Origin of the sequence: Leptolyngbya sp. UWPOB_LEPTO1, assembly GCF_017302695.1 — a bacterium.
Classification (GTDB): Bacteria; Cyanobacteriota; Cyanobacteriia; order Leptolyngbyales; family Leptolyngbyaceae; genus Leptolyngbya; species Leptolyngbya boryana.
Window position 1 is genome coordinate 1 of the sequence record NZ_JAFLCJ010000042.1, and the last position, 15,778, is coordinate 15,778.

Consider the following 15,778-nt stretch of genomic DNA (forward strand, 5'->3'; position numbering starts at 1 on the left):
AATAATGTGAACACGAAAGAATCAAAAGCATGAATCGAATCTAGATCAAAAAAGTTAGTAGAATTGAGATCTAGAACTGTAGCTTATTCACTATCTATTTTTTGTCCAACCCTACGGGTCCATCTCAGTAGGTCACCTGACTAGGCAGAAGGATCTGTTCTCCATCAAAATCTTTCATAGAGCGCATATTTTGTGGTGCTTCCTCATGAAAGCGATCATGCGGCACGATAATTCTGTAATCATCACTAATGCTGAACCAGCCTCGATCAAATGCCCAATGATGATTTTTGCAAAGTGCAATACCATTATCAAACCGATCATCGTGAAACTCAGCAAAGGGTTTGATGTGCGCTCCGTCCACAATATCCTGACTGTCACGGCTTACTATCTTCAATCGACAGAAAGCACAGTTTTGCTGATACAGAGAAACAACAATCCGCCGAAAAGCTGCATTTCGGACAAAAGTTTTATCTTGATCTTTAACATCCTCAGTTGTGTAGACTGCTCCACCTTTCTCGAACAATCTAAGCTGAACGTTATCGAGTTCATCGACTTCATATAGCTTCTGAATCTGTAAGGTCTTTGATGGAAACCAAGCTTGCATCAAAGTTCCAGATAGCTGAAATCTAGAACCAGGCTCTAGTAAAAGATTAAATAGCTCATCATCTAAGTAAGCATACTTCACTGCATTTCTCAGAGCAGATAAGCCTCTAATCTTCGTGCGAGTTGCGATCGTTGCCTCAAATCCAGGGTTTGCCATCAAGTGCCAAAACTTATCGCCCGTCAAATGAAAGAAGGGCAGAGCGATGTCTGAGCGGTGATCTGTCGCCACTAAGCTTGACCAGTATTTGAGGAATGTAGCGATCAGTTCGGGAGTGAGATAGATTTGATTGTGTGAAATTTTACCTTTCTCAAACTGTTCAATAACAGCAAGCAATAATGTTGGCTTGTGAGGAGCTACACCATGAGAATTATCTACTCTAAGCTTAGTGAACTTCTTAGTGTAGTAGCTCAAGTCTTTATTTGTTGTCATTGATAAAGCTCCTCATAGCCATCTCTTAGATATTCTGGGAAATCTCCCAATTTATCTGCCTGATAAATCTCTTCTATTAAATCAGTCTTTCCAGGAAACCAACGAGAAACTAGAACAATAAGTAAACTATTTCTTGAAGATGGAGATTGTAGAAACTCAAATAAATCTTCATCCAAATAGGCATACTTTACAGCCTGTCTAACTTCGGAAAGATTTTTTAGCTTAACTTTAGAAGATAAGAGTTTCTCGTAACCTGAGTTTGCCCAAAGATGCCAGAACTTACCACTTCTCATGTGAAAAAAAGGTCTAGAAATATCTGGATGGTGACGGTAAGAGCCTAAGTAACTCCAATACTTAAGAAATGTTTGAATAAGTTCGGGACACAAATAGATCTCATTAATGCTAATATTCTTCTTTCTAATTTGCTCTATTACAGATAAAAGAAGGATTGGTTTGTGTGGTGCAATTCCATGAGCGCGATCAACTCGCAACCGCTCAAACTTCTTGGAGTAGTAAGCGAGTGCCTCCAAATCCTGAATAGATTTTTTGTTCGAGTTATTAGGCATAGTAAAGGTTTACCGAACACTCGAAAAAATAGCAAGGCTTCTAAATCAAAACGATCGAAATACTCTATGCCTTCAACGAGAACAGCATTGGGGGTTTTGGTCACTCCTGCACTAGGGAGCGATCGCACAATTCCACCACGACACCAGCCGCGAATTCGATCCGCAACTCCACACCCACAACATCATCCTGAACCTGCAACAACTCCCGGACGGAAAATGGCGCAGTTTGGATAATGCGGAAATCTATCAGGCAAAGATGCTATTGGGGCAAATTTACCGCAATGAGTTAGCGCAAGAAGTCCAGTGGCTTGGTTATGAGATTCAGGTCACGAACCATCGTTTGGGATTATGGGAATTGAAAGGCTACTCCAGCAATCAAATCAAAGCATTTAGCAAACGAAGCCAGCAGATTCAGCAACAGGCTGGAGACGATGCCAGCAGCGAACACAAAGCTTGGATTGCCATGTCATCAGGACGCAACGAAAAACAGCAGATATCGAGAGAGGAACTAGAGGCAAGATGGATACAAGACGCTACCGTGATCGATTTGCAGCCAGCAATGATCCAAGAACCTAGAGAAACAGCCAGACTTAAGCTGACTCAGGCAATCGCTAATGCCACGATTGAATACTTAGCCCAACACTCTACCGTTTTTCGACGAGAGGAAATCGAGCGCATCGCATTGATGCAAATTGGGCAAATCAGCTTTACCGCGTTGCAAATCGCGATCGACGAACATCCAAATTTAACCTTCCGTCTGAACGAGAAAGGACAACAGTTATGTACTTATCACTCTACAGGAATCACTCATGACCCAACCTCGCATGATATTCGGGGACTTACCGAGCAAGATTGCACCCACTCGGCTCCAGGGCTATGCTCAGACGATTCCCAGTCAGCCGAAGCCATCAACGACTTCCGCGCCCTCGAACAATTCCGTCAAGACCTCCGCGCCCTTGCCGCCACCTGCCCCAGTGTCTCCACTGCACGAAACCGATTGGCAGGGGTGGAATCATTCGACTCCAGCAACTGCCGAACAATTGGAACACCTGCAACAATGGCTGAAACCGCTTCCAGTCACGCTGATTCAACTGAAGCAATTTCTGGAAAACCAACAGCAATCGATCAGCCATGTGAACATGGTGGTCAGCAATCTGACCGCACTCTATCAGGAGAAGTTGACCACACCCCTGAAGATAGAATGGAACAGCCCAATCAAGAAGCGGAAGGATTTGAATTGGAGCGCGATCGCAATCAGTAGTGGCTCAGTTTTATTAACTGTGGCTTTGACTGTTGGATTCATTCAGGTCGGTCTGATGCCACTAAATGCAAAAGTTGACAATCTGCTAACTCGAATTTCTCGATTGGAGCAGTTAGCTGGAGGGAAATAATGATGCAGGACGTTGAATACTGGCAGGAACAGGAACGCCGCGCCGCAGAAATTCTTCCCATCTTGGGGCAAACCCTCGTTATCACGCAAAACCAGAATTTGCTTGAGCAGACTCAGCAAGGGTGGTGCTATTGGGGGAATGAGCAGACGTTGATTTATGATCCTGAGTCAGAGCAGTTATCGATCGTGGCGAACGATCGCTCCTGGCAACTGAATTGGCACGAAGGCTTGTTCATTCCTTCTGCTGAGACTCATATTACCGATGAGCAATTGGCAGACTTTCGCGAACTTGCGAAATGGCTCGAAACTCAGGAAGAACAAACACTACAAACCGAGGTATCCCAACCGCAAGCAGAAATGCTGCTTTCCAATGCGGCTGAATTATTTGAGTACTACGCCAACCAAGACGATACCGCTTTTAAGTTCTCCTCTAACAGTACCGAGCATTTCTACCGGGTGCAAATTGAACATGAGATTTATTTGATCAGTCGAGATGACGAGAGCGGACTCTATTCTCTCCAACGCGAGGACAAAGCCAGCTTGAGTGGAACGGATGTGCAAACCTGGAGTCAGATGGAAGCTTGGCTCCAACAGTTAGCAGAGCAGCCTCCGATGCCAATGCCTCATACTGCCGCGCCTTATTGGGAACAGCAAACGATTCAGGCGAATGCACTGCTCCTTGATGCTCATGCTTTGTTTGATTTCTATCAGCGACTCGGAACAGTTGAGTACAGTTCAGTATACCAAGATTACAGAGCAACGATCGAGCATTACACCCTTGCCTACCATCCTGCATCAGACGTTTTCTGGTTGGAGAGAAATGGCGAACGGTTGGTTTCTGCGACCCATTACCAGCAGCATCAGGATAGCTCTTGGCATCTCACCGAGCTATATGACTTAGGCAATATTGCTCAGGAGGACATCAGGCGGTTGAGAGAATGGTGTGCTTGGTTGATTGTGCAGGACGAATCTGAACAAGCACAGCAAGCCTCTCAAGATTTGTTTCAAGACAAGCCAGATTATGCTGATCAACAACCGGATTACGATCACGATCGCTGACAGAAATTATGTGAATCCTGCCACATGACTGTCAGATGTGGACTCTACGCTAATCCCGTCAACCCTGATGAGATGAGAATTATGCGCACTTAAATCTCCAAGCAACGAAAACAGATAATCTCAGTCGGAAGGTTTGGAAGATGGAGCTAGTCCGACAGCTTTATGAGCCAGGATATAATCAAGATCATGTTTTGAATCTGTTTAGATTTCTGGATTGGGTGCTGGTGTTGCCTAAACGATTAGAAGCTGAGTTTTGGACGGAGCTAAAAGCATACGAAGAGGAGCGAAAGATGCCATATATCACCAGTGTTGAACGGATTGGGTTTGAGCGAGGTCATGATCAAGGAGTCAAGGAAGAAGCACAGCGTTCTCTGGAACGCTCGCGATCGCTGATTCTCCGCCAGTTGACTCGGCAAGTGGGAACCCTGCCTGATAAAGCCTTGACTAAAATCAATACTTTGTCGATCGAACGTCTGGAATCGCTGGGTGAAGCCCTGTTAGATTTTGAATCGATTGAGAATTTGACCGCTTGGTTAAAGACTCAGAAGTAGAGTCGGCTCTCTTGTGCTCTGTCTTAACTCATCCCCTCACTATGGCTAAATCCAAGAAGTCTGAAGCTGTCCCCAAGGCAATGGAAGCCAAGTTCAACGCCATTGTCGAACTCGCCGATGAATTTGCGCGGCAACATCTCAACAACGAGTATGCTCAACTGATTCGTCAGGCTACGGCTGCGCTGTGCCGCAAACGTCCTTCTCCGCTCGAAAAAGGACAGGCGAAAACCTGGGCTTGCGGGATTACTCATGCGATCGGGATGGTGAATTTCCTGTTTGACAGTTCGCAAACCCCGCATATTAGTGCCAGCGAACTCTACAAGTGGTTTGGTGTTGCTGATAGTACTGGACAAGGCAAATCGAAGCTGGTACGAGATACGCTGAAGATGCACCAGCTTGACCCGGATTGGTGTGTACCGAGTATGGTCGATCGCAATCCTCTAATCTGGATGCTGTCGGTGAATGGTTTCATCATGGACATCCGTAACGCGCCGCTAGGGGCACAGGTAGAAGCCTATCGTAAAGGGCTGATTCCTTACATTCCAGGACATCAAGAGAATAGCGAGGAAATTGCAAATGCGGTAGAAGGAATATCCCATACGTCTCCCCGCGAAACCCGTAAAAAACTGACCCAGCAGAAGACGACAACTTCACCGCCTTCTGAAGAAGCACTTCAGGCGCTGTATGTTCTGGAAGTCGCGATCATCGATGGTCCGATGACTGAGGCGTTTATCAAGAAAAATCGTCAGATTGTGCGAACGATCGAGATTCGTGGCGATCAGACATTAGCCGATCTGCACAATATCATTTTCAAAGCGTTCGATCGCGTTGAAGAACATTTCTACGAATTTCAGTTGAGAGGCAAAGGACCGAATGATCCGAACGCCGATCGCTATGGATTAGCGATGAGTTTGCTCGATGAGTCTGAGAGCAAGATGGCAGGCGAGGTTGACAAAACCAAAATCGGGTCATTAGGGTTGACCGACGGGGAGCCATTTGGTTACTGGTTTGATTTTGGGGATGATTGGTGGCATCAGGTGAGCGTTCTAGAAATTACAGAACCACAGCCGAAGGTCAAATACCCTCGGATTACAAATCGAGTTGGAGCAAGCCCACCCCAATATGCCGAATTCTAGGTTTGTTGAAACTACTGCGACAGTCAGAACTGTCAAAGCCCTCTATGGATTCATCAATATCATCTCAATCTTCATCGGTTACGACTCCTGATTGCAGCAAAGTCAGACTTGCCTGTTCCATCTGTTGTATCGCTGCTTCAACGGCTATATCTGAAGCAGTCTCTGATTGAGCAAGCTGCTCCAGTAACGAATAGACCCGTTGATAGTACTCGACAGTGTACCTGCCCCAACGATTGTCCGTTACTAGAACGGTGTGGAGTGCATCCAAAAATTTGGCTAAAGGTTCGCCCGGAAATTGCACCAAACTATTCTGTGTGGCTTCCAATAGCCCATACGCATAGACCGCAGAGGGCAGTCCATCATGAAATCGCTGAATGCGTTGAAGGTTGAGCAGCACAGTCTCTACAGTTTGCTCAATATCCATCGTTCTTGCCTTCAATCTGGCTTTATTATCTCTCAGTCTCAGAATTTACGCCAAGCCTTCCTTCTCGTTCTGTAATCGCCCTCTGGATTAGTGATTGATTGAGCGGTCTGAAATTCGACAAATTCGTTGAAGAGGACAAAGAACTGTTGAAGCGAGGCAGTTTCGTCTGGGGAGAAGAAGCGGATGACTTTCTCCCAGGGCTGACTGTAACTCACGTTAAACTTTCGTTCGACCCAGGCTTGGAATTCAGAGAACTGCTGCTCCTATAGAGTTGTGGGAATTCCTGATTGGCGACGAGCGAAAAAGTAGCCTGGGAGGAAAGCACTCAGATGCGAAATATCTGGCTGACCGAGATACATCGCAGGGCGTTTCTCGATATTGCGAATTAGGTCATAAAGATCAAGCATGGAATGTTGCTGGCTACAACCACTGAATTAAGCGACTCGAGGCGTAGGAACGTAGTGAAGCTGCATCAAATCATCGGCATGCAGGGTTTCTACAACATAGGTGTAACCTTGAAGATCCACAAATTCAACCTCAAAGACTTCCGGTTCGTAGACTTTTACGATCGTTCCTACTTGACCCTTGTAGAGGTTTTGTTCAGGCAGATCTTTGATTAACGCAACCACGTCTAAGAGTTTCATGGGGTTCGCTCCTATTGCTTAGAGAACGTAACAAGTGACCAGTCTGGGGAAGTATTCATTTTGCCGGACAATCCAGACGCTTCTGAGGGTGGCTTGTTTTTCCGATCGTACCCTTTCAAAATCGAGTCGATACTTCTGACTATAAGCATTCTGCTCAATCGGAATCACGTCTTGAGTTGCGCGCTGCAAAGCAGATACTGCAAGGGTCGCTTGCCGCAAAGCATCCCTTACTTCATCGGCTTCTGCCACCCCAATATCGAGTGCGGATTGACAGACAACTGCTTTATGATAACCCTCGGCGTGATTGGGATTGAGCGAATAGCCTTCTAGTTTCTCAAAGGAAATCAAAGCTTGATCAGGGTTTGGAAGTTTCACGAGAACCTCTACAGGTCGCGATCTCAGGACTCAGGTATGGTATCAGTTTGGGGAAACTGCGATCGCAGTAAATGTTGCAGAAGAGTTTTAGGGTGCTACCCGTTGAGAGGATGAGTTTTTTGCCATTACGCCTTCTTGAATTTAGGATAAGCTACAAGTACTAGAAATACTTCACAATCTCACTCTTCGGTTCTCCTCTTGAGCCTATTCTCTATAGGATAAAAATAAAGTAAAGTAATACACTGTCTGCTTGCTTCAGCGACATTGCATTTACGCATTGGTAAAGTTGGTCTAGTCCCAAAACTCACTTGAACCGCTTGTATAAAAAAATAGTGATGGAAGGATAATTCTTATGAGTGAAGAAGGATACCGTTGGACATGAAAACACATTTTCATGATGAATCCATACAATTTCTACTGGCAGTCCTACAACTTATTGGAAATAGTCAATATGATTTCAGGACAATCCAATTATTTCTGGAGGCAAATCAGACTAAACTCGATGAAAAACTGCTCGAAGTTTTTCCTAACGTAGTCAATCATTTACTCACAACAGCAAGAGAGCAAGAACTGTTCTTTATGATAACTGCTGTTAGTCGCTTCGGAAACCTAATACGGCGCGTGCATTTAGGAGTACCCTGGCTCAATATTGAGTTGGCTATCGCTGCTCATCAAGAGATTTTACAAATTCTCACTTACGAGACATTTCCAGAGCAATGGGCAATGACCCAAAGTAATCTTGGAAATGCATTAAGTGAACGTATTAAAGGAGATCCTGGAGATAATCAGGAGAAGGCTATTCAAGCTTATCAGCAAGCTCTTCGAGTTTTTACATATCAAGCGTTTCCAGAGCTATGGGCAACTGTTCAAGATCATCTTGCAAGCGCGTTAAAACAAGATTTCCAAGGAGATTGTGCAGACAATTTGGAACAAGCTATTGCTTCTTACAGGGCGGCTTTGAAGGTTAGAACTTATGAGAGATACCCAGAAGAATGGGCAATGACTCAACACAACCTTGGTACAGCGCTGAGTGAACGTATCCGAGGAGATCGAGCAGATAATTTGGAACAAGCAATTGCTTCTTTTAATCTGGCTCTAAGCATCTTTACTAAAGAATGTTTCCCGCGAGACTGGGCAATGGCTCAAAATAGTTTGGGAACTGGGTTTAGTCAACGTATTCAAGGTAAGCGCTCAGACAACCTTGAGAAGGCGATTATAGCTTACCAACTAGCTTTAGAGATTTATACTCAGGAGCATTTTCCGCAGAATTGGGCAATGACCCAGCATAACCTTGCAAACGCCTTGGTTGAGTGGGTGAATGGAGATGACCAAGAAAACATTAAACGAGCTATTGATGCTTACCAACAATCTTTAAAGATCAGAACTCAGGAACAATTCCCACAACAGTGGGTAAATACCCAGACTAGTCTTGCCAAAGCTTTATGTCGCTTCTTTCAAGGTGATCAAGCCGAGAACATTGAAGCAGCAATTACGTGTTGTCAAAACGCCTTACAGGTCGCAACGTTTGAAGCGTTTCCGCTAGATTGGGCAGGATGCCAAAATAATCTTGCTAATGCATACCGAGATCGGATTCGAGGCAATTCAACCGCCAATATCTGCCAAGCTATCCAAGCATACCGAAATGCTTTATTGGTTTATTTTCCTAGAACGTTTCCTAATGAATGCCGCGGGACTGCCCGTACTCTCGGCAACCTTTATTTTGATCAGCAAAATTTTTCAGAGGCTGCTGATGTTTATCAAGTTGCGCTGGAAGCAGCCGAAATACTCTATCAATCCTGCCTTCTGCTCAGCAGTAAAGCTTCTGAACTCACGGACACGGATGATCTCCCTCGTCGCGCTGCATATACTTATGCCAAGATTTGCGACTTAGAAACTGCTGTGCTTAAACTCGAACGTAATCGTGCTCGCAGTCTAAGCGAGACCTTAGAGCGAGATCGCGCTAACCTCAGCCAACTTCAGCAAGTCGCACCGCATCTTTATGAGCAATACCAAGATATAACAAATCAACTTCGTAACCTGGAAAGCCAACAGCGAGATCGCTCAATCTCCAGCGATTGTCATAGCCTCACCCCCGAAACCTTCCGCAACACCGCAACCCAACTCCGCTCAGAACTAGAAACCACGATCGCTCAAATTCGCCAAGTTGAAGGCTACGAAGACTTCCTCGATCAACCCAACTTCGAGGATATTCGCGCTGCCCTCCAGCCCAAACGCCCTTTAGTCTACCTGGTGGTCACTTCCGCTGGAAGCCTTGCTTTGATTATTACTCCGGATGGAATTGCTAACCTGTGGCTCGATGACCTTACTGAAGCTAACCTGCAAGAACTTCTTCAAACCTGGTTTAACGCCTACAATCAGTTTCAAAGCGATCACCAAAATTGGCTAACCGCGATCGACTCCGTAACCCGTCAACTCTGGCAATATTTGATGGAGCCGTTAGTCCGTCATCTCAAATCTCACAATTTTGATCAAGCAGTCCTTGTTCCAACTGGATACCTCAGCCTGTTACCGCTCCATGCTGCTTGGACAGAAGACTCCAGCACTCCCACAGGACGATACTACGCCCTCGACGACATCCACTTTACCTATGTGCCTAATGCTCGATCGCTCACTGCTGCTCAAGCGATCGCCACTCACACCCAAGCTGATTCAATCCTAGCGATCGACAACCCTACCCAAGACCTACCCAACTCAGAACGAGAAGTGCAATCTGCAATCGCTCATTTCTCACAGCATCAAGTTTTGAGACATAGAGAAGCTGAGATCGCCTCTGTTCGCGAAGCCCTTCAGCATTGCAATATCTTACATTTGTCCTGCCACGGCACTGCTAATCTCCAAGAACCGCTTACTAGCGGACTTTTGATGAGCGATGGACTTCTCACACTCAAAGATATCCTCGCTCTCAATCTGGCAGAAAGCGCGACTGGCGGCATTCGTCTCGCCATTCTCTCTGCCTGCGAAACCGGACTCACCGGAATCGAAAACGCCGACGAAGCGATCGGGTTACCCACCGGACTGCTGCAAGCTGGAGTTGCGGGAGTTATCGGCTCCCTTTGGTCAGTCTCTGAACTTAGCACTATGATCCTCTTGACCCGGTTCTACGACCTCTGGCGCAAAGACGGACTCGAACCCGCGATCGCCCTAAATCAAGCCCAACGCTGGATGCACAGTACCACCGATGGCGAAAAAGCTCAATACTGCGGTTTAATCACCTCGAATCCCAGCGATCGCACCTATGCTCACCCCTTCCACTGGGCTGCCTTCAGCTACCTTGGCGTATAAACTGGAGAAGAGAGAAAACACAACCCTCTATGGGCAAGAAAAACCACCGAAAAGCGATCCGGAGCCTAACCCAGCGCATCACAGAACATCAGGAGAAAATCCGATTAGAGTTAGAGAAGGAATCTCCAGATCAAGGACTCATCACCCACTGGGAAAAAGAAATCTCCGCCTTTGAAAAAGGGATTCAGCAAGCTCAAAAACGACTGGGAAACTAACTATGCAAATCACAGAACGCCCGATCGCCATCAGCAACCACACCCTTAATACCCTGACCCGTGAACTCGGTAGCGAATGTCAGAAAGTCGTTACCCTACTCAACCAACTTCAACTGCCTGATCTAACGCCTAGCCAACAAGCCACCATCCTCGCTGAACTGCTTACTTCCGCCATCCATCTGCATGTCCATTGCGGCGAAGACTTCCAAACCCTCATCTCAGATGCCTTGGAAGCCCTCCCCGACACGGACGAAACCGAATAGCCGCATTAAACGTTCTCAATCGACTCATCCCATGTTTACCCCAGAACGAATCCGCCAAATTGCCCAAGCCATTCAGCCCCAACTCCCCGAACTCCTACCCGCTGATATCGCTGCCGACCTCGATTTTCAACTCACTGCTCTGCTCAAGCAAGCCAACGCCGGACAACCTGTAGAACAACAAATTTTAGACCTCCTCTACAGGCAAGAAGCGCTACGTTCTCAACTTCAGCTTGAAACTGCAAAACAATTCAATCCCATCCCTAGCAATTCTGCCCCTATCCCCACCACTACTACTTTCAGATGTCCGCACTGCGATTACACTGACACCGTTCCCCAAGTTGGGATGATCCCAGAACCCTGCTCAGATCACCCCAACGTTCCGCTCATTGCTGCCTAGCCGCCCTTCATCCCGTGCATTCTCATGTCCGCAAAATTCTTGGAAGGGTTCGGAAATAAACTTGCCGAACAATGGATTGCCAATCTGTTTGCACCAGCATTTGTCTTCTGGATCAGCGGTATTCTTGCTTATATCTACCGCTACGGTTGGCAATCGATTGCCCAATGGTTTCCCGATGCCAAATTTGAGCCGCTCCAAGTCGGCATTCTCGCGATCGTTCTCATCATCGTTCTCATCTCCGCCTTTGTCGTCCAACGCTTTGATACCGAAGTACTACGCGGACTTGAAGGCTATTGGTATCCAGGCATTCGCGATTTAGGGCGACCCATCCTTGATCGCATGACTCAATCCCAAATTAAGCGCCGAAAAAACCTCTTAAACCGCTGGAAGAAACTACACGAGAAATATAAACAGCATCAACTTTCTGCCCTCGATCGCGCCGAATATGTCAGACTCGATCGTGCCTTCCGCCAATTCCCTAATCTCGACGACGACTTCATGCCCACTCGTCTCGGCAACATTCTCCGCGCCGCCGAACGCCGTCCCTACGATCGCTATGGACTTGATGCCATCATTTGCTGGTCTCGTCTCTGGTTGCTTATGCCCGACAGCGCCAGAAAGGAACTGCAAGATGCTCGCACGGAGCTTAACAACGGTGTGCGAATTTGGTCGTGGAGTATTCTCTTCCTGGTCTGGACAATCTGGACATGGTGGGCAATTCCTTGCGCGATCGCATCTGCTTTCTTTGCCTACTGCTGGATACTCGATAGCGCGACTGTTTACGGCGACTTGATTGAATCCGTGTTTGATCTTTATCGTGTCTCCCTTTACCAATCCCTTCGCTTTCCCTTACCCAACAATCCGGCTGAAGAAAAAGAGATCGGCTTAAAAGTTACTGAATATCTATTTCGCGGCTTACAGAAAGACTTTATTCAGTTCACAACACCTCCAAACGGTGAGAAAAAGTAAAATGAGTAACGCGAGGCAAATTTATCTGTTCAACCGTCATGGTTCAAACCCCGACTAAGCCCCTTACCCTCGAAGAATTCCTCCAACTGCCGGAAACGAAACCTGCTAGCGAATTCATCGACGGTCAAATGATTCAAAAGCCCATGCCCCAGGGAAAACACAGCACTGTTCAAGGCGATTTGGTTTCAGCCATCAACACAGTTCTAAAACTGAACCATATTGCTCGTGCCTATCCTGAGTTACGCTGCACTTTTGGCGGACGGTCAGTTGTTCCCGATATCGCTGTCTTTGTCTGGGAACGCATTCCCCGTGATCAGAACGGCAAAGTCTCGAATACCTTTGCCGTCTCACCTGATTGGACGATCGAAATCTTGTCTCCCGATCAAAGTCAAACCAAAGTTGTTCGCAATATTCTCCAGTGCCTCGCGAATGGCACTCAAATGAGCTGGTTGATTGATCCGGAAGAAGAGTTGGTGTTTGTCTATTTTGCAGATCGCACCCTTGCCGTTTTTGAAAATGCCAGCGATCTCATTCCAGTGCCGACCTTTGCTGGAGACGTTCATCTTACTGTCGGTTAGCTATTCGAGTGGCTTCAGGAATAGAAGCATGAATTGGTAGGCAAAACTTGAATGCTGTCCCCTGACCTAATTCGCTTTCAACTTCAATTTGTCCTCCCATTGCTTTGACTAATCGTTCGGTGATTGCAAGTCCAATCCCACTTCCCTCTCGGCGTAAGTGTCGAGAATGATCAGACCGCCAGAAACGTTGAAATACATGGGGTAGATCCTTGTCAGCAATGCCGATTCCTGTATCTTTGACCATGATCCAGAGCTTTTCTCGCTCTGCCCAAATCTGAACCGTAACAACACCTTGAGGGGTGTATGCCAAGGCATTACTGATCAAGTTCATCAGAATTTGCTTAAAGCGATCGCAGTCGGCAAAGATTTTAGGCAAATTGCCAGCACCTGCTAATTTCAGATCACACTCATTTCGCCAGCCTTGCGTGCGAAAGCTAGCAACCACGCGTTTAATAACGGGATAAGGATGGAATGGTTCCAAACGTAGTGGTAGACCTCCTGTTTCCATGCTGGATAGAACCCTTAAATCTGCTAGCAGTCGCGTCATGCGTTCTGCTTCTTCGTGCAACTGTTGCTTAATTTCCAGAGTTAGCTCAAATTGCTCGGATGAATCCAATAGTTCGAGATAGCCTCGAATCACCGTGAGCGGATTTCCCATTTCATGAGCTAAGTCACCGATCAATTCTTGACGACGCTCCTCAACGTCTTGCAATTGATCAGCAATACTATTCAGAGTTAACTCAAGCTGTCGAATCTCTGGAATCTGGCTGGGTGAAATACGAGCCGCCCAATCCCCTTCGCTAAACCGTTTTGCAATTCGTTCAATCCTCCGCAACGGTTTCAAAATAGACTGTGTTAGCGATAAGCTCAGCGCACTCACCGTTAGTAGACTGGATGAGATCGCTAACACTGTTCTATGATCGTTAACTTGTCCAAAGATTGCCAGGATATTTTGATAGACGGCTAGATTTGGTAGATTTTGCATTGCTTTGTACTGCTCCAGCTTGACTAACCGAGGTGGAACTTGTCGTGCTTTATAGCCAAAGGAGATCGTTGTCGTACAAAGCAATACTGATACAAACACAAGTACATTGGTAAGGAATAATCTCAGGCGAAGGCTCATGCTAACCCCCTAATCAATCTTCAAAACTGTACCCAATCCCAAAATGAGTGCGAATAAAGCGATCTCGGTGATCAGGTGGACTAATCTTGCCGCGCAGTCGTCCGATATAGGTGTCAATCGAGCGTTCATCTCCAATGAATTCAGCTCCTCGCACTGCATCGAGTAGCTCAGAACGGCTCCACACCCGTTTTGGGCGAGATGCCATCAGTGCTAGTAGATCAAATTCCACTGTGGTTAGCACAACTGCTTCAATTTCACCATCATCGAATTTCTGTACCATCACTTCGCGCTTCTCATAGTCAATGACAAAGTGCCGCGTTCCGATCGTACTTTGTTCACCCTGATGGCGCATGATACGTCGCAGCACGGCTCGTAAACGGACGATCAACTCCTGCGGACTGAACGGCTTTGCGATATAGTCATCCGCTCCAGTTGAATATCCTACGATTCGATCTACTTCAGCACTTTTAGCAGTCAGCATGATGATGTAGGGATCTTTTCGCACGAGCTTACTTTGACGAATGCGAGTGCAGACTTCTAGCCCATCTAGCTTTGGGAGGTGAAGGTCTAAAAGTACAACGTCAGGCTGGAGTTCCCGAAACTGACGTAATCCGTCTTCTCCATCGTTGGCGATCGCGCAGGTAAATCCTTCGGCTTCTAGAGAAGAACGAACTAGGGAACTCACATTCCGTTCATCTTCGACAATTAAAACTTGCATACAACTTGAAGATTTCTTGTGGTTTGCAGTTGAGAAAATCAATTCACGGTTGTATGCACCCCGTAGTTCTTATTTTGACTGCTTATCAAATAATGGGTAGTGTAAATTGGCAGATTGTCTTTTCTTCAGTACTAAATTACAAACATCCGTAATTCAAGTCACAAATTTTCTCGCTTGCGCCACATGAGTGTCAAATCTGCTGTTTATCTTTCTTCAATTAGAACAAGGTTCTTAGAGCGAAACATGGAGCCTTTTAATACTGAAGAAATGAAGGTGATGTATGACACAAAGAATCAGAATCATTCATCTTAATGATGTCAAAACGCATCTCTGTCAAAAGGTAGAATTTGCTACTCAACCCGATTTGAGACAGTCTCTATCATTACCATTGACACCCACTGACGCAGCACCGCTTATGCCAATAGAAGCCAAAATTCAGGCTCAGCGATCACGGGTTTTACAATTGAATGAAGTTCGCGATCGCATCCGTAGACGATTGCCTTGGTTCATTGCGGGTAGCATTTTGACACTGAATCTGATGCTCCATGTCCCAACTTTTGTAATCGGATCGCTGATTACTGGAATGACAATCCGAATTCTGAAAGCCATCATTCACAGCAATCCGATTTGTAGAACAGTATGGCAATGGTTACTCAAGAAAGCGCATTTAAGCGAGAGCCAAATTCCTTGGATGGCGGCTGGTTTTGCTGGAGGAGCTTGGTTAAGTCTTGAAATGCCTGCCTCTGCTGCTTTCTTTGTTCAAGCAGAGGACTATCTGAAAAAGATTCTAGCGGTCGGGCAAGCTTCTGGTGTAAATACCTTGGTTCCATTACTGTTCGGCACATTGCGCGTCATTTTTATCATCTACATCGGGATTGCTCTAGTGCGGGTGATCAATTCCTTCCGCAACGACGAAGACTGGGTGACAGCCGCTCGGATTCCTCTCATCGTTGTACTTTGCATTGTGATTGGAGATGCGCTGAGTACTTTGATTGTCCAAGGTGCTGGCTGATTATCTTGAAATCGAAGGTGGT

Annotated in this window: 19 protein-coding genes; 11 read left to right on the top strand and 8 right to left on the bottom strand. The window is 46.3% G+C overall.

Translation table 11 applies throughout. The annotated features are described in order from the left end of the window. Nucleotides 1-124 precede the first annotated feature (124 nt). Complete coding sequence (locus J0L70_RS30500) at nucleotides 125-1,033, bottom strand: HNH endonuclease (protein ID WP_287457120.1); 909 nt, start codon at nucleotides 1,031-1,033, stop codon at nucleotides 125-127. Then, entirely contained in the window at nucleotides 1,030-1,599 is a 570-nt protein-coding gene (locus tag J0L70_RS30505) for a phosphorothioated DNA-binding restriction endonuclease family protein (RefSeq protein ID WP_287457121.1), read from the bottom strand. The genes J0L70_RS30500 and J0L70_RS30505 overlap by 4 nt, the downstream gene beginning before the upstream one ends. Nucleotides 1,600-1,720: 121 nt before the next feature. Between J0L70_RS30505 and mobF the strand changes: the two genes are divergently transcribed. From mobF to J0L70_RS30525, 4 genes are all read left to right on the top strand, one after another. Next, nucleotides 1,721-2,860 carry a MobF family relaxase gene (mobF, locus tag J0L70_RS30510; RefSeq protein ID WP_287457153.1) on the top strand — a complete coding sequence of 380 codons (1,140 nt, stop codon included), beginning with the start codon at nucleotides 1,721-1,723 and terminating at the stop codon, nucleotides 2,858-2,860. 132 nt (nucleotides 2,861-2,992) lie between these two features. Further along, nucleotides 2,993-4,048: a hypothetical protein gene (locus tag J0L70_RS30515; RefSeq protein WP_287457122.1), complete on the top strand. Its 1,056-nt coding sequence runs from the start codon at nucleotides 2,993-2,995 to the stop codon at nucleotides 4,046-4,048. A gap of 140 nt (nucleotides 4,049-4,188) precedes the next feature. Continuing rightward, on the top strand, nucleotides 4,189-4,599 hold the full coding sequence (locus J0L70_RS30520; RefSeq protein WP_287457123.1) for a DUF4351 domain-containing protein: 411 nt from the start codon (nucleotides 4,189-4,191) through the stop codon (nucleotides 4,597-4,599). A 41-nt stretch (nucleotides 4,600-4,640) separates the two neighbouring features. Further along, complete coding sequence (locus tag J0L70_RS30525) at nucleotides 4,641-5,735, top strand: plasmid pRiA4b ORF-3 family protein (protein ID WP_287457124.1); 1,095 nt, start codon at nucleotides 4,641-4,643, stop codon at nucleotides 5,733-5,735. A 64-nt stretch (nucleotides 5,736-5,799) separates the two neighbouring features. On the opposite strand, the gene J0L70_RS30530 is transcribed toward J0L70_RS30525, so the two are convergent. The 4 genes from J0L70_RS30530 to J0L70_RS30545 form a co-directional block, all read right to left on the bottom strand. Then, nucleotides 5,800-6,159, bottom strand: a complete 360-nt coding sequence (locus tag J0L70_RS30530) for a hypothetical protein (RefSeq protein ID WP_287457125.1) — start codon at nucleotides 6,157-6,159, stop codon at nucleotides 5,800-5,802. 263 nt (nucleotides 6,160-6,422) lie between these two features. Continuing rightward, nucleotides 6,423-6,566: a hypothetical protein gene (locus J0L70_RS30535; protein ID WP_287457126.1), complete on the bottom strand. Its 144-nt coding sequence runs from the start codon at nucleotides 6,564-6,566 to the stop codon at nucleotides 6,423-6,425. 27 nt (nucleotides 6,567-6,593) lie between these two features. Then, the gene (locus J0L70_RS30540; protein WP_287457127.1) at nucleotides 6,594-6,803 is read right to left on the bottom strand and encodes a DUF4926 domain-containing protein; all 210 of its coding nucleotides are present in this window, start codon (nucleotides 6,801-6,803) and stop codon (nucleotides 6,594-6,596) included. A gap of 18 nt (nucleotides 6,804-6,821) precedes the next feature. Beyond that, nucleotides 6,822-7,178 carry a DUF6883 domain-containing protein gene (locus J0L70_RS30545; RefSeq protein WP_287457129.1) on the bottom strand — a complete coding sequence of 119 codons (357 nt, stop codon included), beginning with the start codon at nucleotides 7,176-7,178 and terminating at the stop codon, nucleotides 6,822-6,824. A 378-nt stretch (nucleotides 7,179-7,556) separates the two neighbouring features. Between J0L70_RS30545 and J0L70_RS30550 the strand changes: the two genes are divergently transcribed. From J0L70_RS30550 to J0L70_RS30575, 6 genes are read left to right on the top strand one after another with little or no spacing between them, the layout of a single operon-like run. After that, a complete protein-coding gene (locus tag J0L70_RS30550; protein WP_287457130.1) occupies nucleotides 7,557-10,481 on the top strand; it encodes a CHAT domain-containing protein in 2,925 nt (974 codons plus the stop codon). 29 nt (nucleotides 10,482-10,510) lie between these two features. Further along, nucleotides 10,511-10,696 carry a hypothetical protein gene (locus J0L70_RS30555; protein WP_287457131.1) on the top strand — a complete coding sequence of 62 codons (186 nt, stop codon included), beginning with the start codon at nucleotides 10,511-10,513 and terminating at the stop codon, nucleotides 10,694-10,696. 2 nt (nucleotides 10,697-10,698) lie between these two features. Next, nucleotides 10,699-10,959, top strand: coding sequence for a hypothetical protein (locus J0L70_RS30560; protein ID WP_287457132.1), 261 nt, complete (start codon nucleotides 10,699-10,701; stop codon nucleotides 10,957-10,959). Further along, complete coding sequence (locus J0L70_RS30565) at nucleotides 10,919-11,356, top strand: hypothetical protein (protein ID WP_287457133.1); 438 nt, start codon at nucleotides 10,919-10,921, stop codon at nucleotides 11,354-11,356. Before J0L70_RS30560 ends, J0L70_RS30565 begins: the two co-directional genes overlap by 41 nt. A 24-nt stretch (nucleotides 11,357-11,380) precedes the next feature. Beyond that, the gene (locus tag J0L70_RS30570) at nucleotides 11,381-12,325 is read left to right on the top strand and encodes a hypothetical protein (protein WP_287457135.1); all 945 of its coding nucleotides are present in this window, start codon (nucleotides 11,381-11,383) and stop codon (nucleotides 12,323-12,325) included. A 38-nt stretch (nucleotides 12,326-12,363) separates the two neighbouring features. Next, entirely contained in the window at nucleotides 12,364-12,903 is a 540-nt protein-coding gene (locus J0L70_RS30575; RefSeq protein WP_287457136.1) for a Uma2 family endonuclease, read from the top strand. On the opposite strand, the gene J0L70_RS30580 is transcribed toward J0L70_RS30575, so the two are convergent. Next, nucleotides 12,890-14,026, bottom strand: coding sequence for a sensor histidine kinase (locus tag J0L70_RS30580; protein ID WP_287457137.1), 1,137 nt, complete (start codon nucleotides 14,024-14,026; stop codon nucleotides 12,890-12,892). The two genes, J0L70_RS30575 and J0L70_RS30580, sit on opposite strands and share 14 nt — an antisense overlap. A gap of 13 nt (nucleotides 14,027-14,039) precedes the next feature. Then, nucleotides 14,040-14,744: a response regulator transcription factor gene (locus J0L70_RS30585; protein WP_287457138.1), complete on the bottom strand. Its 705-nt coding sequence runs from the start codon at nucleotides 14,742-14,744 to the stop codon at nucleotides 14,040-14,042. A 280-nt stretch (nucleotides 14,745-15,024) separates the two neighbouring features. Here J0L70_RS30585 and J0L70_RS30590 point away from each other — a divergent pair, with 280 nt between their 5' ends. Beyond that, on the top strand, nucleotides 15,025-15,756 hold the full coding sequence (locus J0L70_RS30590) for a hypothetical protein (RefSeq protein ID WP_287457139.1): 732 nt from the start codon (nucleotides 15,025-15,027) through the stop codon (nucleotides 15,754-15,756). Nucleotides 15,757-15,778 lie beyond the last annotated feature (22 nt).